Here is a 26,274-nt window from a genome sequence, read left to right on the forward strand (position 1 = left end):
CTCGCAGCAGCCATGAGATTAAATAGTGTCTCGTATTGGCCTTGGTAGCCGAGAATCCCGCGGACGATCGGGGCCCAGTTGTCTGCGCCCGGATCGGTCATCAGCCGCGAGAAGAAGTACTCGTTGTACACTGCGATGAACGTGAGTACCCCTGCGGTCGCAACGCCGGGTGCCGACAGCGGAACGATGACGCGGAACAACGCGCCGAGCCGTGTCGTCCCTTCGATCCGTGCGGCGTCTTCCAGTCCATCAGGAATTTGCGAGTAGAACGTCGTAAGGATGAAAATGGACAGCGGCATGAACAGCGCGCTGAACGGGATGATCATCGCATACGGCGTGTTGTAGAGGCTTCCGTCGCTGAGAATGGGTTCAAGAACCCCGATATTTCGGTTAAACAGTCGGTTGAGCGGCAGGAAGAACGCTGCTGGTGGGAAGAACGACACCAAAAGCACCAACAACATCAGCGGGCTCTTGCCCCGGAACCGAAGCCGTCCGAAGATGTACCCCGCGAGACTGGAGACGATCAACACAATAACGGTCGTGATCGTGGCGATCACGAAGCTGTTGAACATGTAGCGGTGGAACGGGAGTCGTTCGAAGATCTCGACGAATGCGCCTGGGTTCGTTCCCATCGTCAGGTCACCTTGTGCGAGCAACGTGGGGTCGAACGTCGACGGCGCGAGGATGATGTTCTGCAGGCTGCCCGACGGGGTCAACGCAACCATGAACAGCCAGTAGAATGGGAACAGCGTCGTAAACAGAAACGCGATCATCGCGGTGTAGAACAGCCCCTTGTATACGCGATCGGGGTTTTTGATCGATCGTGCGGCCCACGCTTCGATCGGGCCGCGATCGAGGTCTGGCTCTTCTTCGCCGCTTCGCCCGTATTCCGTGTCTGAGTGTGATTCGGCTGCCATTAGAAGTACCCTCCTTCTGAATCAGCGAAAAACAGCAGGTAAACACTGATGAACACGCCGATAATGACGGCAGTGAAGAACGCCGCAGCGGCCGCAAGACCGATCACGCCTGACTGCGGCAGGAAGATCGTGTCGACCACGACACAGGTCAATGACGGGACAGTCGAACACCCGGCAGTCGCGTCGATGACGCCGTAGATCCGCATCGCGTCCATCGTTCGGAACAACATGGCGACGATGAGTGCTGGCAGCACGAGTGGAAGCGTGATCATCTTGAAGCGTTGCCAGGTCGACGCCCCCGACACTTCTGCAACGTCGTAGAGACTGCGATCGACGCTCTGGAGCCCTGCGAGTATCAAAAGCGCCATGAACGCTGAGGTCTTCCACACGTCGGCCACCAAGACGATGATGAACGAATCGCGGCTCGTGTTCAGCGGCGTGGATCCGAATATTCCGAGCGCCTGCATCAGATCTGTTCCGAAGCCAACAGTCGGCTGGAAGAACAGGTAGAAGATCATCGCCTGGATGACGACTGGGATCGCCCATGGGATGATGATTGCCACGCGAACCCAGCGCCGACCACGGAATTCCTTATCCAGAATCAACGCCTGGCCAAATCCGATCAGCGTCTCCAACACGACACTGACGACGGCGAACGTAATCGTAACAAAAAGCGCCTGTCTAAAGAACGGTGCACCCATTTCGATGAACGGGAAGGAACTCGTAAACGCGATATCGAGTACTTGTCTTCGTATCAGTGCCTCACCGGTGAGCAGGTCGACGTAGTTTCCGATCCCGTAGAACGGCTCGGCGGTCCGACCCTCCTGGACCAGAAACGAGAGCCGAAGCGTATCGAGGAGCGGATAAAACGCAACGAGGAACAAAAAGAAAAACGCCGGAGCGAGAAGGAGGTACGCGTACGCCTCCTCACTGAGGTTTTCCATCCATGTGGTGATGGGCCGAAGGAGTCCCCCGGTTGCGGTGTCGCTGTCGACCGCAGCAGTGTCTTGATCTGTTGCCATGTCTACGTGTACCAAAAGATAATGATTTTTTTATTACTTTACTGTTCGGACTGCTCGAGCTGGTTGGCGAGGTTCGACATCGCTTCGTCTGGAGCAGTCGTCTGTGAGTACGCGTCGTTAACCTCCTGGTAAATGAACGGCGCCTGGGTCGGCCACACCTCGGTGACCGGCCGCGGAACCGTCCGCTCGCCAGTGTACTGTAGTGAGTCGATATAGCGACCGATCGTCCCGAGTTCGTCGCGATCGGCGTCGTTCATTACGTCGAGAATCGGCGGAATGTTGCCGCCGAGTTCGAAGACCCGCTGCATGACACTCCGATCGGAGAACGCCTCGAGCACTGCAACCGAATCCTCGATGTCCTCGCTGTTGGGGTTGATTGCGAGGTGCCAGCCACCGAGGGCCGCGCGACTGCCGCCGAGGCCCTCGTAGTCGGATTCGCTCTCTTCGACGCCGTACGGCAGCGGCATCGTTCCCAGGTCCTCGCCGAATGCATCGTCCGCGCCGTTGATGATGACCGCGTACGGCCAGTTGCGGTGAAACACCGCATTGCCATCGGTAAAGGGGCCACGGGCGTCCTCTTCGGTCCACTGGAGGATCGCTTCCGGTGCGATCTGCTCATACCCTTCGAGGGCGTACTCGTCGTCTTGGCCGTGAATCATCGTCCGCATCGCGCGGAGCGTCTCGATCACTGGTTCTTCTTCGACGGTAATCGGCCGATCACCGATCGGGCCGAAGAGGTTCTCCCGGCCGCCGAAGAATGCCCCGCCAAAGCTCGACATTGTCTCGTTGAACGTACAGCACGCGAGTCCCTCGTATGGCGCTGCCTGCGTCGTGAACGCGTACTCGATCTCCTCGGAGTTCTGTTCTTGGACGTCAGCGGCAATCTGTGAGAACTCTTCCCAGGACACTGGGGTCGTCTGCCAGTCCTCAGTATCGTAGCCAGCGTCTTCGACCAGATCCTTGCGGTACTGCATGACCGGATAGTCTGGGAAAAACGGCAGTGCGTACAGGTCACCGCTATCTGGATCTACGGCCGTATCGACCGTTGACGGTAGGTAGTCGTTTTCGACGCGATCGAGCACGTCGCTCGAAAGGTTCTCTTGGAGGTTGAGTAGCTGATCCTGGACGATGAACGGGATCGTCCAGCCGCTGTCCATCATGAAGATGTCGGGGTCCGATCGGCCCGCATCGAGTGCAGACGTGTACGCGTCACGCCGGCTGTCGGTCTCGAAATCCCCTGCCTGTACCGTTATCTCGATGTCGTTGTCCAACCCGGCGTCCCACAGCGCCTCTTGGATCTCGTCTTCGATATCTTGGAAATTCTGATCGGCGGTGATGACAACCGCCTCGTCGTCGCCACCGTTTCCGTTGCCACCATTTCCGTTACCACCGTTTCCGTTGCCACCGTTTCCGTTGCCCCCGAGACAGCCGGCGAGTCCGACTGTAATGCCGGATGCGCCCGCTGCTTGGACAAATCGCCGTCGGGACACGCCAGTCCGTCGCCGTCTGTTAGGTGAGTCAGTATCGACCATTACAATTATCGTGTTAGTTCACACCACTATATAACTTTGGATGACTTACTACACCTGTTGTAGTTAATTTGAATGCAAGATATTGACAGACAACAGAACGTACGAATATTCGTTATATGATTATCGACATGTTCGAGTAGGGTTCTTTACGCATGGTGGACAGACGATCAATTCACGTTCTACATTTGCCGAATGGACCGTACCCAATCGGTAAGGCTCAAACCGATCGGCATGATAGCGGGGTACATGTCAGTGCTCGATTCGATCGTCCGCCCTGAACACACAGGTGACAATCGGTGTTACCCGTGTACCGTGGTGAACGCAGTTGGCGTTGCACTTGTTTCTTTCCTCGTGGCTCGACGATCTCGCTTTGGGGCAGTCGCGGTGGCGTTAGTTGCTGGAGCACTCATCTGGCTCCGCGGCTACGTCATTCCGTACACCCCACAGTTTGGGCCACAGATCGCCGATCGCCTGCCAATCGCGTTCGGTCACGGTCCTAACGACGCCGACCCATCTGACTCGATCGGCGGCGACACCGACCCCGAGGCAGTACTCACCGCGCTGTTCGAGGCGGGTGTACTCGTCGAGGACGGCGATCTCTTCTTGGCCGAGGCGTTCGAGACGGCGTGGAACGATCGGATGGCCGATCTTCGTGACCTCGACGATGCAGCGTTGGCAGCCAATGCGGCGGCTGCGGTTCCATTCGACGCAGAAAGCGGTGTGCAGGGTAATCGGCTACTGGTCGCCGGCCCACACGATCTGTGGCTAACACGACCAGTGGCGATCGCCGAGACTGCCGCGCTGGAGGCACTCGTCAAGTGGGGTGTCGATCGGGAGACCGCAGCAAAAGCAACGCATCCGCTGCGAACCTTTCTGTACCAGTGTCCCTCGTGTGCGGGCCCGCTCGCAGAGACAACATATCAAAACTGTTGTGGTGGGACACGAGGCGTGTACGGTCATCCAGAACGGAGTGTTCTCGCCTGTCAAGCATGTGGTGCGCTGTTGTTCGAATTCGACGAATGATCGTCGGTATAGTCGATCTCAGTTATCGATCTGTCCTGGCGGCTCGTTGCGCCCGATCCGTATCTCGCGGCTTTCGATGTCTTCGAGGGCGGCAACCAGTCCACCGATCTCAACTGGACCGTCGGGTGTTTCCACCGTGAACGAGGCAACTTCCTCTGTATCTTCGAACGCCACGTCGACGACCTTACCCTGAATGACGATCGAGTTGCCGGTCTCGATATTACGCCCCTCGACGGTCGCGTAGAACTCTCCGCCTAACTCACGGATGTCTTTTACCGCCCGCCGGATCGACGCGTATCGCCGCGGGAACGGACGATCTCTGCCGTCTGCGGCAAGCGTTTCGGCGGTGGTCCAGAGGACTGTTCCGAAGAACCCGGAGACGAGAAAGCCAAGCGCCGATCGGTTGAAGATCACGCCGTATCGATCCTGATCATCTCGCAGCGCGTCCTGCGTTGCGTAGATCGAGTACTCGCCGTCGGCAACCGCAAGCACAGGGGTCGTGATACCGCGACGTGCACGGGCGATTGTCGCGACCGACAGATAGTCGAACTCCGCTGGATCGGGCGCGCGACTCGCCGGCGTGACCAATAGCTCGATCGTGACGCCATCGGCGATCTTCTCACGGAGCTGCGGAGCGAACCGGCGCAAGAGATCGGGGGTCAACGAGAGTGCAATCTCATACTCGGCAGTCGTAATAATCTCCTCAATGTACCGGAGAATTGTTGAGCGGGATTTAACGAGCGACACCGCCTCTGTGTCGCGGGTTGGCGCGGTATAGCGCGCTTCAAGTTCGCTTACCATCTCGGCGAATGACGCTTGGATATCACCAAATGAATCTTCTGGGTTCACTGCGACGATCTTCATCGGGCGAGATTCCCGAAGCTCAACCAACCCGCGATCCGCGAGGCTTCGGACTGTGTCGTACACGCGAGGCTGCGGGATATCTGTCGAGTCCGCAATCTCGCTGGCCGTCAGTTCCCCATGTTCGAGGACCGCGAGATACGCGTCGATCTCGTACTCGCCAAGATTGAACCGTTCGCCGACGTGTTCGAGGGTCTGTCGGAGTTCGTCTACCATACCGAGCGTTCGATCGCCCCGGATAATAAATTTACTACCTCTCGAGTAGCACAAAATTATAGAATAAAGTTATGTAAGGTGGCTAGATGTTCACTCAGCGAGTACAGTCTCCAGCCGATTACATGTACATTCGATCTTCGGGAACGTCGATTTCTCGCTCTTCGATCCGTTGTGCGAGTTCGTTGTAATACTGGGTCACCTCGTCGGCAAACGCACGAAGCGGCGTGGCATCGACATCGAGATCGTACACCGTCGTGATCGTCTCGACGAGCCGAATGGCGGCTTCGACATCCGGGGCCATCGCGTGTACTGGCGTCACGAACAATCCGACGCCGAGTGAAGTGTCCATACCCCGCTCGATCAGTGCGGCGTTCGTTCCATCGAGGAAGCCGCTGCCCATTGGCTGGACCGAACCCGCTGGGAGCCGGCGTTCACGGAAATCCTCGGTGGCCACGTAGTACGTCTGATGGCCGTCTGGGCCGTGTGGAACGGGAATTCCCGCAGCGATCGCAATCTCCTTGACCCCTTCTTCGGTCGTCCACGAGAGAATATCGGTCGCGAACTGTTCGCCGAGTGAAACAGGAACGAACAACTCACCAACAAGTACAGTAATATCAAGGTCATTTCGAGAAAACAATCGAATCGGATGTCTCGGCTTCCCAGCCTCGAAGGGCGTGATCGACGGCAGTCCCTCAGCACGGATGTAGCCGTACTCTTCGAGATCGAGATGATCGACGAGGTAGTCGACTGCTGTCAATCCCGCGAGGCCGTACGCCGAGAATCCACAAAGGAGGATAGTACTCGGGCCATCTTGGTGGTTGACAGTGAAATCTGTCGGTGGTCGAAGGCGAGTCCCAAACATACGACTGGCTACTCACCCGAAATATATAGCAATACTGCCACTGCGGATCGGTTGGAGGTGCCGTGGCGTCGAACGGTCTCACCGACAGCAACGCTTTTTCACCGGGACCGAGACAGGTCTGTATGGTTGGTGTCGGCTGGCGGTTTGTCCTCGTGATTGGTGCCGGTGAAGCCACAACACGAACGGTCGAGTCGGTGTTTGGCGAACTGCTTGATATCACCGGATTCCGGCTGCTTCTTGCGATCGCAATTGTTGTCCTCGGTGTATGGATCTCGAAGCTTTTGGTCCGGCTCTTGGGGCGACCGATCGCCCAACGGTTCGTCCGCCAGAGTGTTGCCCAGACGATCATCGGCGGGATTCGTGGTGCAACGATCGCGCTGTCGGTGCTTTTGGCCGGTTCGATTCTTGGGCTCGGATTCGGCGATATTTTGTTGAACTTAGCGGTGTTTTCGGCCGTCGTGGGTATCATTCTCGCGCCGATCGTCGGGAACGTCATTAACGGCGTGTTTGTTCTCGCGGATCAGCCCTTCGAGATTGGTGACATGATCGAACTCGACGACGGGACTCGGGGCTTCGTTGACGACATCACGATCAGGTACACAAAGATACTCACACTGGACAACACGTTTCTCGTCGTCCCGAACGGAAACATCCGCGAGCGAGACGTGACGAACTTCTCCGCAGAGGATGAACGAACCCGAATCTCGCTCGACGTACTCGTTACCTACGAATCAGATCTCCAGACTGCCAGAAGCCTCGCCGAACGGGCCGCGCGTGATATCGATCCGGTAATTAAAGGCGGTCCAGACATCAGGGTCGGAACCGCTCGGTATCCGGCTGGACCGTCGTGTCTAATCCAGAGTCACGCGGACAACGGAGTCTTACTTCGGCTTCGGTACTGGATCAAACAGCCGTACAAGGTTGGAACGATCCAGTCGAACGTCCGCGCCAGGATCAGCGAACTGTACGCCGATGCCCCCGTCGAGATGGCGTACCCACATCAACACCACGTCTTCGACGACACGAGCGGTCAGGCGCAAATCTGCATCGATACCAATCGATCAGACCACGCGGAGGCAATTACTGATACCAATACTGACGAGACGACAGACACGTAGCTGGTTACAATTTCGACCTCCGCTCGACCAGTCGGCGATCGGTTCACGGATACGGGTGATATGGTCCGTCGAGCCGCGGCTCGAATCCCATCGATTCGGGAACGCTGCGGGCCCGATCGCCGAAGAACGGCTCGCCGGTGAAAAGCGGCTGGGCGGTCGGGACGATCGCCCTCGCTGCCTCGAATCCGAGCGCCTCGACATCCCGGGTCGTCGTCCGGGCAGCGTACGCGTCGAGACCGACCGCACCCAGCCGTTCGACGACTGCGGTAAGTTCCGCCGTGCCATCCAGGGAGGCCTCACCGATCGAGTCCGCGGGGACCGTGGTGTCGACGTCGACAAAGTGCTGGGCAGCCGGTGGAAACGAGGCGTACTCGCCGATCGCTGCGCCCTGCTTTGCTGCCTCCGCGTTGCCCATCGCTCGCAGCTCCATCCAGTTTTGCAGCGCTTCCGATAGCGCCGAGACAGCCGCCTCGTTCGGATCGAGTGATGCGCCCGACCCCATCGCGAACGCTGGCCACTCGCCACCGTCGCGGTGAACTGCGACGGAGACGACGGGGACGTCGATATCCTGTGTCGAAAGGAGCGCGGTAACCTCGAGTGATTCTGCTCGGGCCCGCTTGCGGAGCTCGGCGAAGCGGTCGTCCGAGACGGCGAGCCCAACGGGGTCTGCGGTCGAATACCAGCCGATCATCGTTGCATCGCGTTCGATGACTTCATAAAGCCCTGACAAAATTGCCTCGGCTGCGGTGTTTCCAAGCCCGAGTCCGGTCGTGATTGCCGGCTTGTAGCGCCGTTCTGGCGGTGGATACACGACGAATTCAGCGGGCAACGACACCCGATCACCGCTCGCAAGATCGGTTCCTGGAACCCACCTGATCGGCGTCTCTGGATTCGGCGTTTCGAACGAGTCGTGAGAGTCTGGGCGGACAAACCGTGCGGGCGATACCGCATTTGAACGGTTTGACACCGGCGCACGTGTAAACGCCAACTCGCGATAGACTCCTGCGGCATATCGTTCGAGCCCTTCGCCGAGGGCTTTCATGTAAGCACGATCCCAGTCGAGGTCTGCGCCCGCAGCGTATTCGGCCGCACGGGCGTCGCTGAAGCCTGTCGTATCTCGCGTCGTCGTAATATAATACGGGACGGGGAATGACTCTCGTTCGCCGACCTCTCCGAGGAGCCCAACCCGTGTGTCGACGGCTCGTTCTGCGCGGGCAATCGAATCATCGAGTGTTCGCACGCTGTTTTCGTCTTCATCGAGAGCAAATCGATCGCGATCGTCAGACTGCGAACAGGCACACCCCGGCACTGGGAGAAACAATCGGTCGGGACCGTCGATCTCCGTGACCCGCCCGCCGTCGCGGTCTCCGGTCAACAGTGCCACAAGGTTTCGGCCGGCTACCGCACCGGCAAACCGAACCGCTGATCGGTCCCCACGAGCGTTGCCAGATCCCACCGTACCCTCTGTGGCTGCAGCGACTCGTGCCGACAGACAGCGATAACACCCTGATTTGGCGGTGTATGTGCTCACGCTGGCGTCGAGTGCATCAAATGCGATTCCACCGATCCCACCAACCTCGACGGCGACCCACCGGACGAACGCGTCGCTTCCAGCGAGAAAAGAACGGTGCCCGGCCGGCTGGACGATGACTCCCACGGGTGGGACGTCTGCGGCGTCCGTGCTCTCGGTAAGAGCTTCTGACGACAGCGATACGGTCGAAACGTCGAGATCCCCGATCGCCGCTTCGACTGCCGCCATCGCTGGCCCGCCCCCAATCAGCCCAATCTGCATCGTCACAACGATTCCGCAACCGCTGTGACGAGTGCACTGTCGTCGAGAGAGTCATACTCCTCCGGGAGCGTGAGCCGCAGTCGGGGCCGCCCAACGTCGATCGGTACTTTCTCTGTGCGGATCAGTTCGGCATTTTCGAGGCGGCTTTTCGCCCGCGAGAAGGTCGCTTTGCTCGCAACACCGACATCCTCGCCCCACCGCGAGATGTCATACAGCAGTACGTCGTTTCGTGCGGCGGCGAGAAGCGACGTGACAACCTCGTCGACCTTGTCCATCGCGCCAATTGATTCGGCCGCTGTGAGAATTGAAATAAAGTCGTCGTGACACTGCTCGCTGATATCCTCAATGAGCGCCTCTTCGACGGCCGAAAGGGGTGGCGTCCGCAGTGAGACGGCTGCAGTCCCCTCCAGCGTCGTCCGGTAGGTCGTATTAATCGCGTTAATGAACGATTCGTCATCCGCTGCAAGCGCAGCCACCTGATCACCGGCCGAGACGATCGCGTAGACGCCATCCGGCCAGACGAGAAGTGAGTTGTCCGCGGGCACAGACAGCGATGACAGCGAGAGCGCCCCGTCGTCGACCAAATCGGCCATGCGGCTCGCGGCGAGAAAGTCGTCGGTAACTAATTTGAGCACTCGCTCAGAAACGAGCACAGCCACCGGCGGTAGGGTCCGATCGGCTGTTGTGACTACATCGACAATTGCTCGAAGCATCTGTTCGGATGGCGCGACTGCGAGCACGTCTGTCTCAGCAGTTGCGAGTGCCGACTGCATCACCGCCTGAACCGAGTCGTCAAGTAAATTCGCACACATTATATGTTGAAACAAGAGACAATGTATACTTAATTTTTCTCATCTCACAATAAATATAGTCTGGGAGACGACTCAATGCCGAAACACGACGATTTCGGTAGGCTGTCGGAGGATACAAAACCGTGACCCGTCGTTTTCCGGAAACTGTACCGCTTGGTTCGCCGTCATGAGGAGCCGACGAAACGCCGTTCCACAGACCGGACAGGACAGCCCATCGCGGTTTTCAAACAGCTTTGTGTCGCCGCTGTCGCGGAGCTGTTTGAGTTCGTGTCTGTGATCGTGGATCTCGAACGTGTCGGTCATACACATATTGATGAATCCGGAGACAAAAGCGTTGCAAACGCGACTCCAGGCGATCGCTCAGCTCAGTTCGCCGAGGCGATCACGAGCATGTATGAGCCGTTTGTCACTCTCCTGTTGTCCTTCACGGGCGGCCGCTCCGAGCGACCGGGCAACAGCGACCAGTGCTTTCGCTTCGTCGCTTTCGATCGCTCCGTTGAGTGCTTCGGCACGCTTGACTCGATCACGAAGCGCCGAGAGCGTGCGCTCTGCTTCGGGGTAGGGATGTTCGTCGAACCACGATCGGAGGTCACGGTGGTACGCGCCGACCGCATCGGCGACGCCTGCCCCGCGAGCTCCGAGGAGCGCCTCCGGCGGCTCTGTATCGGCGAGTCGGTCGCCGGTAGCGACCGTGCGGAGTAGATCGAGAATGTACAACCGCTCACGGTCGGATGGATCTCGTTGTCGTGTGAAGATGTCGACCGCGTGTAGGAGCTCTCGCGCGCCAAGGTACTGCTCGTCAAGCTCTTGGAGCTCGCCGCCGCGAATGAACCCACGCTTTCTGGTGTACTCGCGCAGGCGATCTGACAGCTCCTCGTGACACTCTTTAATCTGGACATCGTCCTCGGCAAGCTGTGCGACGATCGGCGTCAGATCGAGTGTGGCAGGCGTGTCGGTGTGCAGCGTTCGAGTGTCGTCTGTGCCCACACTTTTGAGACTCCCACACCCCGGACAGGCGACGCTGCCGGTGTCGTAATATGACCACGACTCTCCGCAGGATTGACACTCGCGCTTGCCACGGATTTTCATGTGTCTCTCTTGTTCACGCTAATAAAAGGCTTCACTGGAACTGTTTTACAGCCTCGAGATCCCGCTCAGTCCGCATGAATTCTGTCAATCGTCGCGTTGCGTGACACGCTGGACAGGAGAAGTTCTTCCGAACCGCTGGCAGCTCAGTCGGGGTTTCCTGCCACTCTTTCCCACATTCAGGGCACAACAGCCGTACAAACGCTTCAACCATACGCCGTGAGTGAGAACCCCCGTGGAGTAAAATCTTGTGTAGTGATGACACACTACAGATTTCCGTCCTAGTTGAACACGCCGGTGTGATCGATCTCGAGCAGTTCTTTGTATCGGTTCCGGATCGTCACCTCAGAGATGTCGGCGACGTCGCCGACCTGGCTTTGGGTGACCTTCTCGTTAGACAAAAGCGCTGCAGCATAGACCGCCGCAGCCGCAAGTCCAACCGGAGACTTCCCGCTCGTGAGTCCGGTGTCTTTTGCCCCGCGGAGGAGCTTTCGGGCTTCTCGTTCGACCTCGTCGGACAGCTCGAGTCGCGAAACGAATCGTGGGACGTAGCTCTCTGGGTCGGCCGGCTGAATCTCCAGTTTCAGCTCTCGAACGATGTAGCGATACGTCCGAGTAAGTTCCATCTTGTCGACGCGCGACACGGCGGTGAACTCATCGAGGCTGCGCGGATTGCCTGCCTGACGGGCTGCTGCGTACAGCGCCGCGGTGGCAACGCCCTCGATCGATCGGCCGGGCAAGAGGTTCTCACCCAGCGCGCGACGGTAGATCACCGACGCGGTCTCACGGACTGTCTTGGGGAGCCCCAGTGCGGAGGCCATGCGATCGATCTCGCCGAGGGCCTGTTTGAGGTTGCGCTCTTTCGAATCGCGGGTGCGGAACCGCTCGTTCCACGTGCGAAGTCGCTGCATCTGCTGGCGCTGTCTCGACGAGAGTGACTTGCCGTAGGCGTCTTTGTTCTGCCAGCCGATGTTGGTCGACAGGCCCTTGTCGTGCATCATCTTCGTCGTCGGTGCACCGACCCGTGACTTCGAGTCTCGCTCGGCGCTGTCGAACGCACGCCACTCGGGGCCGCGATCGACGGCGTCGTCTTCGACGACGAGTCCACAGTCACTGCAGACGGTCTCGCCGTGTTCTTCGTCGGTCAACAGCTGGCCGCTGCATTCGGGGCAGACGGTACTCGATTCTCGTTGCGATCGCGAGGTCTCCGATTCGTCCTCGCGGGTGTACGTTCGTATGGTGGATTCGCTTTCGCTCATAGTTGTCTTTTGGACATCCCACGGAGAGGAGAAAACAGACGATCGCGGGGATTTGTCCTTACAATAAGTAATGCGCCTAAACTATTTAAATCTACCTACTGTTAGGAATCACAAAACACACATACGTCGTCGGTATTGCTGAATTTGATACCCAGACCGAACCGCAACGTTCGACACATCGTTCAATAATAAACGTGACGGTTAGAACCGACCCACACTGCGTGCGCTATTGGATCAAAATTGGGCCCATGGTCGTGTCGATCGCCGCGGGGGAAAGAAAATTGTACTCTCCGACGAAAGTACGGGCAATGCGCGACTGGCTGACCCACCGCGCTCGATCGACGCCCGACGCGAGCGCGATCGTGGCCGCAGATGGCGATAAAGCGTGGACGTACGCTGGGCTCGATCGGGCGGTTGAGGAGGCTGCAGGACGGCTCCGGGCGCTGGGCGTTCGTTCCGGCGATCACGTCGCGTTGCTCCTCGAACCGTCGGTCACCATGGTCGGATTATTTCACGCGAGTATGCGAATCGGCGCGGTTGTTGTCCCGCTCGGTACGCGGCTTACTCCTCGTGAATTACACGAACGTCTCGAGCGGAGCGATGCGATGATCCTCATCTGCAGTGAGGAAACCGAATCGGTGGCGATCGAAGCAGCTGGAGACATTCCTGTGACAACGACCGGGGACCCACAGTGGGAGAGTGTTGCATGTCTGCCCGAGATCGATCCCGAAGCGGGTGACGATTACGAGTGGTCCCGAAAAGACACCCAGCTCTTGTTGTCGACATCTGGATCAACGGGAGCGCCGAAGCTCGTTCCAATCACGATGGGAAACCTCCTTGCCAGCGCAGTAGCTTCGGGGTTCAAACTCGGCATTGATCCCGATGACCGTTGGCTCGTCACGCTCCCGCTTTCGCACATGGGTGGTATCGCACCGCTGTTTAGATCGGTCCTGTACGGAACAACGGTAGTTATCCGACCGTCCTTCGATCCAGGTGGTGCGGCCGACGATATCGATCGCTACGGGATCACTGTTGTGTCACTTGTTCCGACGATGTTGACTGAAATGCTTGACAGCCGTGGTACGCTCTCTGAATCCCTGCGAGCGGTGTTACTCGGCGGTGCGCCCGCCTCGGCGAAGCTCATCGATCGCTGTCGGAACTACTCGATTCCAGTCTATCCGACATACGGCATGACCGAAACATCCTCACAGATCGCAACTGCAACCCCTGAACAGGCGTTTGAGCGGCCTGACACTGTCGGGCAACCACTCATGTGGACAGACGTGACAATTGTCAGTGACGATGGCACAGTCGCCGAGCCCGGAACGCCCGGAGAAATCCACGTTTCTGGCCCGACTGTTACGCCCGGATACTACGGCGAAGCTGTCCCCGGAGCATTTTCCGATTATGGCCTCCGAACTGGTGATATCGGCTACGTCGATGACACGGGCTACTTATTCGTCTCAAACCGGATCGACGATCGGATCATTACCGGCGGGGAAAACGTCGATCCCGGCGAAGTAGCCGAAGTACTGTGCGCTGAACCGAAAATCGAGGACGCAGCAGTTGTCGGCATCGACGACGAAACGTGGGGCCAACGGGTCGCCGCCCTTGTTGTGAGAAACGACGACTCGTTGACTGCCGAAGCGGTGGATTCCTACTGTCGCGAGCGGCTCGCCGGCTACAAGATCCCGCGATTTCTGGTGTTTGCCACCGAAATTCCACGGACCGTGTCAGGAACGATCGACCGGGAGGCGGTCCGCGATCGACTTGCAGCATTCGCCGATCGTGCCCGTGAGGCACACGGCATTCCCGACGCCGAAACCGAGGACGTACTCGTGCCCGAAGATCTCATTGCCGGGGACGAACACCCTGAGTCGAGAGACCAGGAAACCAATCCGCAATCTCAGCCAGATGACAAAAAAGCGTCGTAAATAAATCGTAAACTGGTTGTTTGTGATTCCATCGATGTTTTGCCTCCTGCCTCCTGAAATGAGGTATGGAGCTACTTGATGACAGCATCGTCCCGGAACACGCACGAGCGATCAAGGCGGACGCACGCACGTTCGCGAACGAGCATATCGCCCCGAACGCTGAAGCGTACTACGACAACGGCGAGTATCCCTGGGAAGTGCTTGAGGCGGGGATGGACGCCGGGTTGATCGCTCAAGATATCGGTGAGGAGTACGGCGGCAAAGGGCTCGATTTGACCCAAATTTTGGCGATCGCCGAGGAGTTCTACCGCGCAGACGCCGGGATCGCCCTGACGCTGCAGCTCGCCAGCTTCGGCTGTGAGCTGGTCGAAACGTACGGCAGCGACGAACAGAAAGAACAGTACCTCCGGCCGGTTGCCGAGAACGAACAAATCTCGGGACTTGCGGTATCAGAGCCAGAGACTGGATCGGACCTGGCCGGCATGGACACGACCGCCGAGAAAGTCGAGGGAGGCTACGAGATTACGGGCGAGAAGTACTGGGTTGGCAACGCGGTCGAGGCCGACTGGCTCACCCTCTACGCGAAGACCGGCGACAGCGAGGATCGCTACAGCAACTATTCGATGTTTATTGTCGAAACCGACTCCGAAGGATACGAGGCCGAACACATCCCCGAGAAGATCGGCATGCGCGCCTCGAAACAGGGCCACATTGTCCTAGACGAGTGTTTTGTCCCCGAGGAGAACTTGGTCGGCACGGAGGGTGGGGGCTTCTACATGCTCGCGGACTTTTTCAACCACGGGCGGATAATCGTCGGCGGCCACGGGCTCGGACTCGCCGCTGCGGCGATCGAAGAGGCCGAGGCGTTTGTCGCCGAGCGCGAGGCGTTTGGCCGATCGATCTCTGAGTTCCAGGCAGTGCAACACTCGATCGCCGACATGCGATTGGAGTTCGAATCTGCTCGTGCGCTCACCTGGCGTGCGGCCGAGAAGGTTGCAAACGGTGAGAACGCCGGCTACTGGGCCGCGCTGGCGAAGACGAAGGCCACCGAGGTGGCAACTGACTGCGCCGAGCGTGGGATGCAACTGCACGGCGGCCGATCGATCCTCAACGAGCGCCGGATCTCACGAGTGTACCGCGACGTGCGGATCCCGGTGATCTACGAGGGCGCAAACGAGGTCCAGCGAAACCTAATCTACCGGCAGAGTCGGTAAAAAAATCCATCGGCGGTATTCATCGCCCAGCCGCACCAGCAGCGGCCGTCTGGCGGAATCGAACTATGAGCACGATCAGAAAACTCGCGCTCATGACAACCAACACGGTGACCACGCTGTCGCTCAGCGCTGGGTAGACACCGAAGCGCGTCGTCGGTTCAATTGCTAACGCAACACTGATCGTCAAGAGCACGGCAACGGCGTAGGTCAACACAGAGTCCATGACGGTGCCTCGAGCGGCCGTCGTGACGCGGACATAGTAGGCGAAGGACACGCCGTAGCTGGCGAAGGCAATGGCACCGATGACCTGCACGAAGTCTGTAACCCACACGAATCCAGTGCTGACGAGCACGGCGAGTTCGAGGAGAATGACGAGCATAAATGCGGTCTCGATTCGTCTGGCGGTCGCAAGCGAGATCCACTCATCGTGTCGATCGGCTGCCGCCGACTCGAAGTACAGTTCGCGGATTGACAGCGACAACAAAATCACAAAAAACAGCCCCACTGCCCCGGTGAGCGCTGCCCACAGCGTCGATCGTGGAGATAGCAACGACGCGATCGCCACGAACCCAAACACACCCCCGACACCGGTCGCGACGGCGAGATATCGCCACACCAGCCGATCGCTCTCGAAGCGTTCGGCGGTTGTCCAAGCGTAGTAGGAAGTCACAAAGCACGAAAGAGCCAGTAAGACCCATCCAATAAACCGGGCCAGTAACCCTGAGGCGGGTGCAACGGCACTCACAGGCCAACCTCCGAGCGAACAGCGGCGAGTTCCCGGCGAAACGCCTCGACAGTTTCGTACCGATCGAGCTTCGACGACGCCAAACAGGTCTGGAGAATCGGATCGAGTGCTTCTGGTACCGCATGATGAACCCCACTCGGTGGCGGTGGCTGGCGGCCAATCACCTCAGTCACGGCTGTCGGGCCCGTTGACTGATACGGGGCGCGTCCGGTGAATAGCCGGTAGGCGAGTGCACCTAACTGGTACACGTCGGTCAGTGCATCGACGCGACCGAACCGATCGGGGGCGATCTGCTCGGGAGCGGCGTACTTTACTGGATGTCCAATTGCCGTCGCGACATCCACATCGTACAGTCGCAGACAGCCCCAGTCCATCACAAACGGGTAATTCCAGGGGTCTCCGGTTTTGGACACACCGAAGCTTACGCCGAATCCTACCGAGGACGGGGACAAACAGCCGTGGACAAGGCCTTGGCCGTGGGCGTACCGGAGGGCATCGCTAACCCGCTCAACTATCCAGTAGGCCTCCCGTGGTGGAACGGGGCCGCGACGATCCGCAACGGTCCCGCCGTCGATGTACTGGTGGGCGATCCACCCACCGGGAGCGATCCCCCACCCAACAACAGAGACGGCTGCTGGGTGAGTGCCCACGCTGTCCCAGTCCGACAGTTCCTCGGCAATTCGGCGGGTATCAGTTGGCGACAGACGGTTTCTAAGACGTTTGAGCGTGACTGGATACTGACGTCCCTCTGCCTGATATTTGGCTTTCATCGCCTCAATCGGTCCCTGTGATAGCATCGGTCCCTCAACGACAAACTCGCTGTAGCGGAGCGATCGTGGCGGTGGTGGTTCCGGTGGCGATTTCGGTGGTCGATCGCCGGTGGCCGCCACCGATCGCGATCGATCTTTCGGGTCATCAGGGTCGTCTGGATCTACCTCGTCATCGGATTCGTTTGCGGTCTCCTCAGCGCGGTGTGACATGTGCTTGCGCCCAAGTTGCGATTGGTGGTCACCGACGACCGACGCTGGACCACGGTCGGTGTCGCGGTAGATCCGCACAATCTGGGGGGCAAGTTCGACAGCCTGCTCGCGATCGACGTTCGCGAGCGACAGCACTTTTTCCACCACGTCTGGCCGGTGTTCGGCTATATACGCGATCGTTCGGATTGCGTCGGTTTCTGCAATTTCAGACTCGACACTCCGCGCCAGCCGTCGAATATTTGAATCGACAAGGGCCGGATTATGCTCGACAGCCAGTCCGATTGCCCACGACGCGCTCAGACGAGCCTTTGGATCACGGCTTCGCAGTAGTCTAATCAGCCGACGAGTCTCGGGTTGGCCGTACGACTCTGGCCGATTGATCGCATCGGCCAAAAGTTCCTCGGCCGTCCGGGTGTCCGAACTCCGATCCATCGCTTGGGTACGCTTCAGGAGGCGTGCACAAATAGCGTACGGTTGAAAGAATCACAAATGATACTGTGTGCCCAGCGGTGTCATTAACACGCTCGATTGCGTACACACCCCATGAGCACGAGAGTCACGCTCGTCGATCGCGGCCGGGTCCGCGCCGACATGGGATACGTACTGAGCGGCTACACAATGGGCGGTGCAGCGGAGCCGAATCCCGACCACGAAATCGGCGACTTCGTCGTCTGGGCCGCCGTGATCGAAACTGACAGCCAGACCGTGCTCGTTGACACTGGCCCTTCATCGAACGCCGAATCGTACTGGCCCGATCCGTTATACAATGCTTTTGAGGCGTACGACGCTGCCGACCGATTCCTCCAGTCGGATCTGGACGCGGTCGGATATGCGATCGATGACATCGACGCTGTCGTGATGACGCATCTACATCTGGACCACGCCGGCGAGCTGTCGGTCTTCGAGGGAACTGACGTTCCGATCTACGTCCACGAGGACGAACTGCCGTTCGCATTCATGAGCGCACACACCAATGAGGGATCGATCGCCTACCTCGCCGCCGACTTCGATGGGGGATACAACTGGCAATTGGTCCACGGCGAGACCCACACGCTCGATCCGTCTGTACGACTGTTGCACCTCCCCGGCCACACGCCGGGGTTGATGGGGCTACAAGTGTCTCTCCCTGATGAAGAAACGCTCCTTATCGCCGGCGACGAGGCGTACGTCGAGGCAAACTATACCGACGGCGTGCCGCTGGGACCAGGGCTGTTGTGGGATAGCTGCGCGTGGCGTACAAGTCGTGAGCGCCTCCGAGAGATCGATCGACAGACAGACGCGATGGTGTTGTACGGCCACGATCTGTCTGTGTTCCAATCGATCGACGCCGAGTTATCGTCCTAAGTCGGATCGACGCCGAATTGTCGTCTTAGGTCGGATCGACACAAAGTTGTCGTCGTAGAACTCTTCTACGGCAGTTCAGCGAAAACGCGGTGAACGCCGGAAAATCCGTTCGGCGGTGGTTTTAGGCCGTTCCACGGCGTATACGTTTATGTGAAAAAGAACGAACTGATGCACGTCCACGCGCTCTTGGTCCAGGTCGTCGAGGACCTCCTCGATCGCGGCGTGGTCGATCCCTCCCACTTCGACGCCTATCGCGAGCTTGAGGTGTCGCCGGTGGACTTCCGCGTCCGGCGCGATCGCCACGAGGAGGCGGTGTTACTTCTCGCATCGCTCGTCGTATCGGCGATCGATGAAGAGACGGACGAACGCGAGACAGTTAGCGCGCAGTAACAGAAGCAGCTCGAATCAGCGCTTTTCCGGACATAAAACGCTAAGCAGCTCCTCGATGACTACCCTGTATGCGACTGCAGGAGTTTTGGGGGGTTGGTCCGAAGACGGCCGAACAGCTCCGCGGCTCGATCGGTGAGGCCGAGGCAATAGCGGCGATCGAGGCCGGCTCCGTTCGGACGCTTACTGACGCGGGGATTCCGCGTGGCCGGGCAGTTCGGATTCTCCGGCGAGCAACCGGTGGCGAGGGGATGGCTGTGCTCGGCACTGCGGATACTCGACACGTATACGACGATCTGCTCACGCTTGCGAGCGAACACGCACTCACCGCGCATGCGGCAGATCGTATTCGCGTGCTGACGCCCCGATCGGAGCAAACCGCCCGCGAACAGCGGTTGGATCGTGTGCTCGCGGCGAAGACCGCATGGGCGGCGCTGTCCGCGAAGGATCGTGCGACGGTCATCGAGGCGTTCGACGCGTACGACGCAGCTGGGGGATCTGACCGTGCCGCCGTCGAGACCGCGATCGCGCTCGTGACTGTCGGATTATCCGGAGAGACGTTCGAGGTGCTCTCGTCGACCGACACTGAGACACTCGAGACGGCCGCGGCGGCGCTGGGCAAACTCAGAGAGACCGACGAGGGCGTCCGCGTCGAACCGGGGGCAGATGCCGAGCTCGATCGACTTCGCGAACAGTACGCCGCAGCCGAGTCGATTGAAAACGCGGCGTTCGACGTAATCGAGACGGTTCGATCTGAAGGTGCGCGAGACCTCGAATCGTTCAAAAATGGAGTCATTCGCCACGTCGCCGCCGAAACCGGGATTGACCGCGAACGAATCCGCAGCGCTGCCGCGGACGATCCCGCAGACGCTGCAGACTTTGTGAGTACCACACTTCGATCGCTAACAACTGAACTCGACGACGCTGTCGCCGATCGACGAGAGACAGTCGTCGGGGAGCTTCAGTCAACGATCGATGACGCCGCGGGCGACGTGGATGTCGTGATTGATGCGGTGTCAGACATCGCTTTTGAGCTTTCATTGGGCCGATTCGCCGTCGAATATGATCTCACACGGCCGACGTTCGTCGAGGACGGGCTCGCAGTGCGGCAGGCTCGGAATCTGCTATTGGATGAGACAGTGCAGCCAGTGACGTATGGGGTCGGGACCCACTCGATCGACGACAATTCGTTGACACCGCCGTCCGGGGATCGGGTTGCGGTGTTGACTGGCGCGAACTCCGGGGGGAAGACGACGCTCTTAGAGACGCTGTGTCAGGTCGCGCTGCTCGCGTCGATGGGGCTTCCCGTCCCTGCAGCAGCCGCGGAGATCGGCCGCTTCGAGACGATCGTCTTTCACCGCAGACACGCCTCGTTCAACGCTGGCGTGCTCGAGTCGACCCTGAAGTCGATCGTGCCACCGCTGACGACTGACGGCAACACGCTCATGCTCGTCGACGAGTTCGAGGCGATCACCGAACCCGGCCGGGCCGCAGACCTGCTCAACGGCCTCGTCGAGCTCACTGTTGAAAAGGGCGCACTCGGCGTGTACGTCACGCATCTGGCCGAAGATCTCAGTCCGCTTCCGGACACCGCCAGAATCGACGGGATCTTCGCGGAAGGGCTCACCCAAGACCTTGAACTGCGGGTCGACTACCAGCCACGATTCGGGACCATTGGCAAATCGACGCCGGAGTTCATCGTCTCGCGGCTCGTCGCGAACGCGAGCGACCGCGGGGTCCGCGCCGGCTTCGAACACCTGGCCGGCGCCGTCGGCGAGGAGGCCGTCCAGCGTACCCTCTCGGACGCGGAGTGGGCGGGTGACGATGACTGAGGAGCCGGACGGCGACCGCGAGTCGGACCCCCGCGGACCCGGCCCGGAGCGGATCCGGTCGATCGCGGTCCACCGCGACGACGTCGCGAACGCCCTGGAGGCGACGCTCCGGACCGACCGTGAGGTCGTCCTCCGGGTGACCCCGCCGTACTCCGGGCGGATGCGCGCGCGATTGCACGCCCTCGACGCGGACGCGCCCGGCGGCGACACGGACGAGAGCGACGGTCCCCCCGCGCCGGTCCACGTCGACCCGCGGGACCTCGTCGGGGAGATTCCGCCCTATCCGGAGGTCGACGACACCGCGGCGGCACATCCCGACGCCGACGTCGAGGCGCGCCGCGGACTCCACGCCCGGGCCGTCGAGTCGTGGCGCGAGCGCGTCCGGGCGTCGGTCGTCGACTCGGTTCGGATCGACGCGCACGCTCAGGACGACGGCGACGAGAGGAACGGGGGTACCCACGAGGTCGACGTGACCGCGCTCGGGTGAACCCGACCGTCCCTTTTAAAAGCGGTCGCGAGTTCGTTACAGCCAGAGACGCTTGACAGACGTGCCGGCGCCGCCGAAGCCGGCGAGAGCGGCGTCCGGATCGTCGCCGTCGGCGGTCGCCGCGGCGACGACGACGGTGTCGTCGTCGCGGTCGGCGTCGAGTCGGACCTCGTACGCGCCGTCCTCGGGCTCTACCAGCGTGGAGCCGCCCGCGGCGTACACCGCGACCGCGTCACCGTCGGTCTTGCCCGAGACGACGAGGTCCTTGCCCGCGTGCTTGACGGCGGCGGTGAGATCGGGACCCGCGGGGCGGTCACGATCGACGTACCGCTCCCGGACGACGGTCGGCGTCTCGACCGGTTCGCCGGCGTCGACGCCGTGGGCGAGGCGGATGTAGCCGGCCATCGTCCACGCGAGCGGGGTCGCCCCCCCGGTGCCCGCGCCGAACTCCCAGCCGTAGTCGGTCGGGTACTCGCGGTCCCACACCTGCTCGGGGAGCATCCGTCCGGAGTTGCCGAAGCCGGCCATCGTCTCCAGTAAGGCGTCGGGTTCGAGCGCGTCCTCGTCGGTGCCGCCGAAGCCGTCGGGGCCGTCGGCGCGCGCGCGGAGTTCGTACTCGCCGCGCTCGCCCGTGAAGATCGGCCACAGCCGCCCGCGGCCGTCGCCCGTGCCGGCCCACGGGGCGCCCGGGTCGCCGGCGGCGATCTCGCCGTACGCGTCGCCGACGTAGCGGTACCACGCGGGGCCGTGCGGCGTGTCGACGCGGATCGAGTCGTCGACGACGGAAACGGAGTTCCGGACCGCTTCGTCGTCCGCCGGCTTCACGCCGAGCCGGACGAGCTCCAGGAAGCCGCCGTCGACGATCTCCCGCTCGTCGTAGGTCGGACCGTCGTTGGCGATCGTTCGGGGACGGCCGGACTCCGGGTTGCCGTCGGCCGTGATCCGCACGTAGTACGGCGTCTCGGCGTGGCGATCGGTCCCCGTCGACGTCGCGCACCACTCCTCGACGCGCGCGGTCCAGTCGTCCGCGAGCCCGAGCCACGCGAGCGCGTCGGCACGGAGCGCGTCGGGGTCGGCCCGCTTCGAGCCGCCGGTCGCGCCGCGGTCCGCGAGCCGATCGGCCTCCGCGAGCGCGAGCGCGGCGCCGCAGACGAGCCCGGCGATCTCGGCGGCGATGCTCGACGGCGAGAAGCCGGCCTCCTCTTCCCAGCGCTCCTGGGCCGTCTCGGGGCCGTTTGCTGCGATGTAGTCGAGCGAACGACGGACCTGTTCGTAGGTGTAATCTGCCTCCTCGGGGACGACGCCGTGCTCGTACAGCTGCCACGCCATCACCGAGGGGAACGCGATGTTGTCCATCTGTTCGCCGCCCCACCGGGTGCGGCCGTCGATGTAGGTGTTCTGCGGCAGGAAGCCGTCCTCGTCCTGCTGGGTGTTGTAGAGGTACGCGAGCGCGTCGGCGCCGCGCTCGACCTCGCCGACCTCGATGAGCGCGGTGAACACCTGATAGAGGTCGCGCGACCAGACGAAGTTGTAGCCGTAGCCGCGGTCCTCCGCGGCGTACTCCGTCTCGCCCCACGGCACCGACGGGCTGGCGATCCCCGCGCCGTCTTGACGCTTGTCCTCGACGGCCGCGAGCGTCATCAGCGCGAAGCGGTACTGCGTCTCCATGTCGGCGTCGCCGGTCACCGAGACCGGGAACTCGCGGCCCGAGAGCCAGTCGCGCCACGTCTCGACGTACGAGTCGGCGACGTCCGCGAACCCGCGAGAGAGGGCGTTTGTCGCCTCGGCGAGCGCAGACTCGGTGTCCGCCTCCTCGGCGAAGCCGAGCGCGAGCGTCTCCGAGACCGCCGTTCCGCTGCCGACGAGTCCGGCGAGGGTGACGTTGCCGTTGGCCTCCGTCAGCCCGGGGCCGCGCTCGCCCTCGGTGAACAGGCTCTCGGCCTCGTGGCCGCCGGCCAACAGCGTGCTCGCCCACTCGAACTGACTCGCGCTCGCGAGCGCGAGCGCGACCTCGAAGGAGTCGCCGTCGTCGTCGACGAGCTTGCCCGTGTGCCGCTCGTCCGCGTCGTCGTTGCGCGCGAGCAGGTGGTAGCCGTCGGACCCCGCCACGCGGTCGCCCCGGTCGTTGGTCCCGACGTTCGTGATCGTCGTGTCGACGAGGGCGTACACGTCGTACTCGCGTCCGCCCTCGAACTCGACGTCCGCGAGGATCGCGTCGCCCCGGGTGTCGACCGCGTACTCGACGGTCAGCGTCCACTCGTGTCCGTGGCCGTCGCCGGTCTCGCGGATCGTCTGCGTGTACGCCAGGGCGTCGTCGGTCGTCGGCTCCGTGCGGCGCTCGACGGTCTCCGTGGTGGACACGTGGCTCGTCTCGTCGAAGGTCCGGACCGTGTGCCCCGTCTCCGGGTCGGCGACGAGGAAGTCGAAGGTCCGGACGTTCATCACGTCGATCCGGGGGAACCGCGCCTCGGTGAGCGCCCCCTCGGTCAGCGTGAACCAGACCGGGACCGGGTCGTCGGCCTTGTGGTCTGCCGGGGTGCCGACGCCGAACTTCCGGCCCGTGGTCCAGTGGGGAGCCTCGTCCGGTCCGGTCGGCGTGTCGTGCGGGACCGGGAGCGCGCCGTGCTTCGCGAGCGTCACCGTCGCGTCGATGCGGAGCGCGTGCGACCACCCGAGCGGCGTCGCGCTGTCGAGGTCACCGTCGTCGAAGGCCTGCTCCGCGAAGAGGCCGGCGTCGTTGACGAACGGACCGTCGGGCTCGCAGAGCGCGTACAGCTCGCGGGCGGCGTCGAACAGTCGACTCGCGTCGCCGTCCCGCTCGCGGACGAGCCCGGCGAGCGAGGCGGCGGCCGTCGCGCCCCACAACGTCGAAACGGACCACACCTTCGCGGCGCCCTGCTCGGCCGTGCGCCAGTCGTCGCCGGTGAACCTGACGAGCCCCTCGACGTCCGCCGTCTCGCGGCGGAGCGCCTCGATCGAGTTCAGAACGTGGGTTCGCACGTGATCGAGGAACGCTTCGAAGTCGGTCGCGGCGACCGTCGCGCCGGAGCCGTCCGTGACCGCGCCGTCGACCCCCGCGCGCTCGTCGCGCAGCGCGGCGTACTCGACGACCGCGCTCGCGAGCGCGAAGGTGCTGGAGTCCGCGCGCTCGTCGCGGCTCTCCGCGCTCGCGCGCTGCGGGAACCGCTCGGTGTCGGGATCCCACCGATCGTCGAGACCGGCGAGCGCCTCGTCGGCCGCCGCGGCCGCCGCGACGCGCGTCTCGTCGTCTACGGGTGCGCGGGCGACCGCGGCGAACGCGCGGAGATACGACGCGCCGGTGTGCGTGAACCGACCGAGCGCGTTCTCCCAGCAGTTCTGACACCGGCGGGGGAGCCCGTCGTCCTCGGTCGTCTCGCGGAGGAAGGCGACGGCGTCGGCGATCGTCGCGTCGATCCGCTCGCGCCACTCCTCGGGGAGGTCGGTCGTCCGGCGGAGCCGAGCGAGGAACGCGACCACGGAGGCGGGCTGGTCGAGCTGGTCGTTCGGTCCGACGGTGCCGTTCGCGCCCTCGATCCGGGCGTTCGCCCAGCCCGGGGCGACCTTTCCGGAGTCGGCCCAGACGCGGTGCGGCCACGAGCCGTCCGCGTCCTGCGTGCGACAGAAGAACGACGCGGCCGCCAGGAGCTCCTCGTCGGCCTCGAGGCCGAGCTCCTCGCTCGCGCTCAAGATCGCCGTCGCGGTCTCCGCCTCGTCGCGGAACCAGGTGTAGCCGTACCCGCCGGAGGTCGAGTAGAAGGGGTCGAACTCGGGGGCCGCGATGCGGGCGCCGGACTCGGCGGTCAGCAGATCGAGCGCGCGGAGGTCGCTCGCGATCACGCTCCGCCGCGGAACGTCCTCGGGGACGGTCGGTCCCCGGCCCGCGGCTGCCTCGCGGAGGTCGCTCGCGTCGGGGTACGCCGTGGCGATACGCGAGAGCTCCTCGATCCGCCGTTGGCGGTCAGGGCCGTCGGAGATCGCGTCCTTCGCGTCGTCGCCCGTCTCGCGCGTCTCCCGCCGATCGACGATCGCCCGGCTCGCCAGCGTGACGCGCTCGGTTCGCCCGTCGCGCTCGAAGGGCGCCCGCACGACGACGTCCGGGGTGAGTCGCGAGTCCTCGCGCTGGTCGATCTCTCCGCGGTGGGGGAACCCGTTCTCGTCTTCGCCGAGCAGCTCCGTGATCGTGCGGAGCCGCTGGCCGTGCGCCGCCGAGAGCCCCGTCGACGCCGTGAGGAAGTCGTGTTCGGTCCGGTGGTACACCTCGACGACGCTCCCGTCGTTCGGCCCCGCCTTCTCGTGGACGAGGTTGCCGACGCGGCCCTCGACCATGTCCGGCGAGAACGCGCAGGCGGCGACCAATTCGGCGTTCGTCGGCGGCGAGCCGCGCAGCTCGACGTGCGTGAGGTGCGTGTCGCCGACGACCAGGTCGAACTGGTGGATCGAGTATCGCCCCGCGTCGTATTCCGTCTCGACGAGGGGGGTGTCGTCGTCGTAGCGCTGGCGCGTCGTCGTAAGCTCGTCGAACCAGCGGACGCCGCGTCCGGCGGTGATGCCCATCCGGAGCCGGTCGGCTCCGCCGACTCCCGACAGGGAGTACGAACAGTCGTGGAGGCTGCCGTTGGGTCCGACGTGGACCAGACGGCCGTCGTCGCCCGTGAACGCTCCGGCGGTCGTGGGACGCTCCGCCGGATAGCGCTCGCCGCGCCGACGTTCGTGCTCCGTGAGAGCGGTTCGCAGTCGCATAGTCGCCCTGTGATTGCCGGGGTAAAAGCCTTGACGAACGAGGCGACTGCTCGGCGCGTCTCTTATCGTCGGAAGAGCAATAACAAAGAC

General features: G+C 61.9%; 22 protein-coding genes. 8 read left to right on the plus strand and 14 right to left on the minus strand.

The genetic code is table 11. From position 1 onward, the window contains the following. The 3 genes from R6U01_RS13855 to R6U01_RS13865 all read right to left on the minus strand — a co-directional run. The coding region (locus tag R6U01_RS13855; RefSeq protein WP_410287045.1) for a carbohydrate ABC transporter permease at nucleotides 1–917 on the minus strand (917 nt) is incomplete at its 3' end. Next, nucleotides 917–1,939, minus strand: coding sequence for a carbohydrate ABC transporter permease (locus tag R6U01_RS13860; protein ID WP_138006636.1), 1,023 nt, complete (start codon nucleotides 1,937–1,939; stop codon nucleotides 917–919). The genes R6U01_RS13860 and R6U01_RS13855, both read right to left, overlap by 1 nt. Before the next feature lie 38 nt (nucleotides 1,940–1,977). Continuing rightward, a complete protein-coding gene (locus R6U01_RS13865) occupies nucleotides 1,978–3,471 on the minus strand; it encodes an extracellular solute-binding protein (RefSeq protein ID WP_138006635.1) in 1,494 nt (497 codons plus the stop codon). 246 nt (nucleotides 3,472–3,717) lie between these two features. On the opposite strand from R6U01_RS13865, the gene R6U01_RS13870 reads away from it, so the two are divergent. Continuing rightward, entirely contained in the window at nucleotides 3,718–4,494 is a 777-nt protein-coding gene (locus R6U01_RS13870) for a hypothetical protein (protein ID WP_240729997.1), read from the plus strand. A gap of 18 nt (nucleotides 4,495–4,512) precedes the next feature. Here R6U01_RS13870 and trmB read toward each other — a convergent pair whose 3' ends face one another. Continuing rightward, nucleotides 4,513–5,571, minus strand: coding sequence for an HTH-type sugar sensing transcriptional regulator TrmB (trmB, locus tag R6U01_RS13875; RefSeq protein WP_410287046.1), 1,059 nt, complete (start codon nucleotides 5,569–5,571; stop codon nucleotides 4,513–4,515). Between the two features lie 118 nt (nucleotides 5,572–5,689). Next, on the minus strand, nucleotides 5,690–6,433 hold the full coding sequence (locus R6U01_RS13880; protein ID WP_410287047.1) for a proteasome assembly chaperone family protein: 744 nt from the start codon (nucleotides 6,431–6,433) through the stop codon (nucleotides 5,690–5,692). Between the two features lie 122 nt (nucleotides 6,434–6,555). Between R6U01_RS13880 and R6U01_RS13885 the strand changes: the two genes are divergently transcribed. Next, nucleotides 6,556–7,551 (plus strand): mechanosensitive ion channel family protein, encoded by a 996-nt coding sequence (locus R6U01_RS13885; protein WP_410287048.1) that lies wholly within the window; start codon nucleotides 6,556–6,558, stop codon nucleotides 7,549–7,551. A 43-nt stretch (nucleotides 7,552–7,594) separates the two neighbouring features. Here the strand turns inward: R6U01_RS13885 and R6U01_RS13890 are convergent, their stop codons facing one another. The 6 genes from R6U01_RS13890 to R6U01_RS13915 form a co-directional block, all read right to left on the minus strand. After that, nucleotides 7,595–9,343 (minus strand): YcaO-like family protein, encoded by a 1,749-nt coding sequence (locus tag R6U01_RS13890; protein ID WP_410287049.1) that lies wholly within the window; start codon nucleotides 9,341–9,343, stop codon nucleotides 7,595–7,597. 2 nt (nucleotides 9,344–9,345) lie between these two features. After that, complete coding sequence (locus R6U01_RS13895) at nucleotides 9,346–10,116, minus strand: DUF5821 family protein (RefSeq protein WP_410287050.1); 771 nt, start codon at nucleotides 10,114–10,116, stop codon at nucleotides 9,346–9,348. A 111-nt stretch (nucleotides 10,117–10,227) separates the two neighbouring features. Beyond that, nucleotides 10,228–10,458 (minus strand): flagella cluster protein, encoded by a 231-nt coding sequence (locus tag R6U01_RS13900; RefSeq protein WP_138006629.1) that lies wholly within the window; start codon nucleotides 10,456–10,458, stop codon nucleotides 10,228–10,230. Between the two features lie 57 nt (nucleotides 10,459–10,515). Continuing rightward, nucleotides 10,516–11,142, minus strand: a complete 627-nt coding sequence (locus R6U01_RS13905; RefSeq protein WP_410287051.1) for a hypothetical protein — start codon at nucleotides 11,140–11,142, stop codon at nucleotides 10,516–10,518. Nucleotides 11,143–11,275: 133 nt separating this feature from the next. Continuing rightward, entirely contained in the window at nucleotides 11,276–11,455 is a 180-nt protein-coding gene (locus tag R6U01_RS13910) for a hypothetical protein (protein ID WP_138006627.1), read from the minus strand. 67 nt (nucleotides 11,456–11,522) lie between these two features. After that, nucleotides 11,523–12,500: a transcription initiation factor IIB gene (locus R6U01_RS13915; RefSeq protein ID WP_138006626.1), complete on the minus strand. Its 978-nt coding sequence runs from the start codon at nucleotides 12,498–12,500 to the stop codon at nucleotides 11,523–11,525. A gap of 308 nt (nucleotides 12,501–12,808) precedes the next feature. Between R6U01_RS13915 and menE the strand changes: the two genes are divergently transcribed. Further along, entirely contained in the window at nucleotides 12,809–14,434 is a 1,626-nt protein-coding gene (gene menE / locus R6U01_RS13920) for an o-succinylbenzoate--CoA ligase (RefSeq protein WP_138006625.1), read from the plus strand. A 65-nt stretch (nucleotides 14,435–14,499) separates the two neighbouring features. After that, complete coding sequence (locus tag R6U01_RS13925) at nucleotides 14,500–15,648, plus strand: acyl-CoA dehydrogenase family protein (RefSeq protein WP_138006624.1); 1,149 nt, start codon at nucleotides 14,500–14,502, stop codon at nucleotides 15,646–15,648. A gap of 19 nt (nucleotides 15,649–15,667) precedes the next feature. Here R6U01_RS13925 and R6U01_RS13930 read toward each other — a convergent pair whose 3' ends face one another. Together R6U01_RS13930 and R6U01_RS13935 are read right to left on the minus strand one after the other, a co-directional pair. Continuing rightward, nucleotides 15,668–16,318, minus strand: a complete 651-nt coding sequence (locus R6U01_RS13930; protein ID WP_410287052.1) for a hypothetical protein — start codon at nucleotides 16,316–16,318, stop codon at nucleotides 15,668–15,670. A 71-nt stretch (nucleotides 16,319–16,389) separates the two neighbouring features. Then, entirely contained in the window at nucleotides 16,390–17,805 is a 1,416-nt protein-coding gene (locus tag R6U01_RS13935) for a serine/threonine protein kinase (protein ID WP_410287053.1), read from the minus strand. Nucleotides 17,806–17,916: 111 nt separating this feature from the next. On the opposite strand from R6U01_RS13935, the gene R6U01_RS13940 reads away from it, so the two are divergent. The 4 genes from R6U01_RS13940 to R6U01_RS13955 all read left to right on the plus strand — a co-directional run bounded on the left by R6U01_RS13940 (nucleotide 17,917) and on the right by R6U01_RS13955 (nucleotide 21,423). Beyond that, nucleotides 17,917–18,717 carry an N-acyl homoserine lactonase family protein gene (locus R6U01_RS13940; RefSeq protein ID WP_410287054.1) on the plus strand — a complete coding sequence of 267 codons (801 nt, stop codon included), beginning with the start codon at nucleotides 17,917–17,919 and terminating at the stop codon, nucleotides 18,715–18,717. 150 nt (nucleotides 18,718–18,867) lie between these two features. Further along, a complete protein-coding gene (locus R6U01_RS13945; protein WP_138006620.1) occupies nucleotides 18,868–19,107 on the plus strand; it encodes a UPF0058 family protein in 240 nt (79 codons plus the stop codon). Nucleotides 19,108–19,175: 68 nt separating this feature from the next. Beyond that, nucleotides 19,176–20,936, plus strand: coding sequence for a DNA mismatch repair protein (locus tag R6U01_RS13950; protein WP_410287055.1), 1,761 nt, complete (start codon nucleotides 19,176–19,178; stop codon nucleotides 20,934–20,936). Then, nucleotides 20,929–21,423, plus strand: a complete 495-nt coding sequence (locus R6U01_RS13955; protein WP_410287056.1) for a hypothetical protein — start codon at nucleotides 20,929–20,931, stop codon at nucleotides 21,421–21,423. Before R6U01_RS13950 ends, R6U01_RS13955 begins: the two co-directional genes overlap by 8 nt. A 36-nt stretch (nucleotides 21,424–21,459) precedes the next feature. On the opposite strand, the gene R6U01_RS13960 is transcribed toward R6U01_RS13955, so the two are convergent. Beyond that, on the minus strand, nucleotides 21,460–26,184 hold the full coding sequence (locus R6U01_RS13960) for a glycoside hydrolase family 15 protein (protein WP_410287057.1): 4,725 nt from the start codon (nucleotides 26,182–26,184) through the stop codon (nucleotides 21,460–21,462). Nucleotides 26,185–26,274 lie beyond the last annotated feature (90 nt).

Origin of the sequence: Halorubrum sp. (genome assembly GCF_046498025.1) — an archaeon.
Classification (GTDB): domain Archaea; phylum Halobacteriota; class Halobacteria; order Halobacteriales; family Haloferacaceae; genus Halorubrum.

Excerpts from the sequence above, each read along its gene's own strand:
- R6U01_RS13895 (WP_410287050.1), bottom strand. The coding sequence starts at position 10,116 with ATGCAGTCGGCACTCGCAACTGCTGAGACAGACGTGCTCGCAGTCGCG.
- R6U01_RS13950 (WP_410287055.1), top strand. The coding sequence starts at position 19,176 with ATGCGACTGCAGGAGTTTTGGGGGGTTGGTCCGAAGACGGCCGAACAG.
- R6U01_RS13860 (WP_138006636.1), bottom strand. The coding sequence starts at position 1,939 with ATGGCAACAGATCAAGACACTGCTGCGGTCGACAGCGACACCGCAACC.
- R6U01_RS13890 (WP_410287049.1), bottom strand. The coding sequence starts at position 9,343 with ATGCAGATTGGGCTGATTGGGGGCGGGCCAGCGATGGCGGCAGTCGAA.
- R6U01_RS13955 (WP_410287056.1), top strand. The coding sequence starts at position 20,929 with ATGACTGAGGAGCCGGACGGCGACCGCGAGTCGGACCCCCGCGGACCC.
- R6U01_RS13910 (WP_138006627.1), bottom strand. The coding sequence starts at position 11,455 with ATGGTTGAAGCGTTTGTACGGCTGTTGTGCCCTGAATGTGGGAAAGAG.
- R6U01_RS13900 (WP_138006629.1), bottom strand. The coding sequence starts at position 10,458 with ATGACCGACACGTTCGAGATCCACGATCACAGACACGAACTCAAACAG.
- R6U01_RS13880 (WP_410287047.1), bottom strand. The coding sequence starts at position 6,433 with ATGTTTGGGACTCGCCTTCGACCACCGACAGATTTCACTGTCAACCAC.
- R6U01_RS13940 (WP_410287054.1), top strand. The coding sequence starts at position 17,917 with ATGAGCACGAGAGTCACGCTCGTCGATCGCGGCCGGGTCCGCGCCGAC.
- trmB (WP_410287046.1), bottom strand. The coding sequence starts at position 5,571 with ATGGTAGACGAACTCCGACAGACCCTCGAACACGTCGGCGAACGGTTC.
- R6U01_RS13935 (WP_410287053.1), bottom strand. The coding sequence starts at position 17,805 with ATGGATCGGAGTTCGGACACCCGGACGGCCGAGGAACTTTTGGCCGAT.
- R6U01_RS13870 (WP_240729997.1), top strand. The coding sequence starts at position 3,718 with ATGTCAGTGCTCGATTCGATCGTCCGCCCTGAACACACAGGTGACAAT.
- R6U01_RS13960 (WP_410287057.1), bottom strand. The coding sequence starts at position 26,184 with ATGCGACTGCGAACCGCTCTCACGGAGCACGAACGTCGGCGCGGCGAG.
- R6U01_RS13915 (WP_138006626.1), bottom strand. The coding sequence starts at position 12,500 with ATGAGCGAAAGCGAATCCACCATACGAACGTACACCCGCGAGGACGAA.
- R6U01_RS13885 (WP_410287048.1), top strand. The coding sequence starts at position 6,556 with ATGGTTGGTGTCGGCTGGCGGTTTGTCCTCGTGATTGGTGCCGGTGAA.
- R6U01_RS13925 (WP_138006624.1), top strand. The coding sequence starts at position 14,500 with ATGGAGCTACTTGATGACAGCATCGTCCCGGAACACGCACGAGCGATC.
- R6U01_RS13865 (WP_138006635.1), bottom strand. The coding sequence starts at position 3,471 with ATGGTCGATACTGACTCACCTAACAGACGGCGACGGACTGGCGTGTCC.
- menE (WP_138006625.1), top strand. The coding sequence starts at position 12,809 with ATGCGCGACTGGCTGACCCACCGCGCTCGATCGACGCCCGACGCGAGC.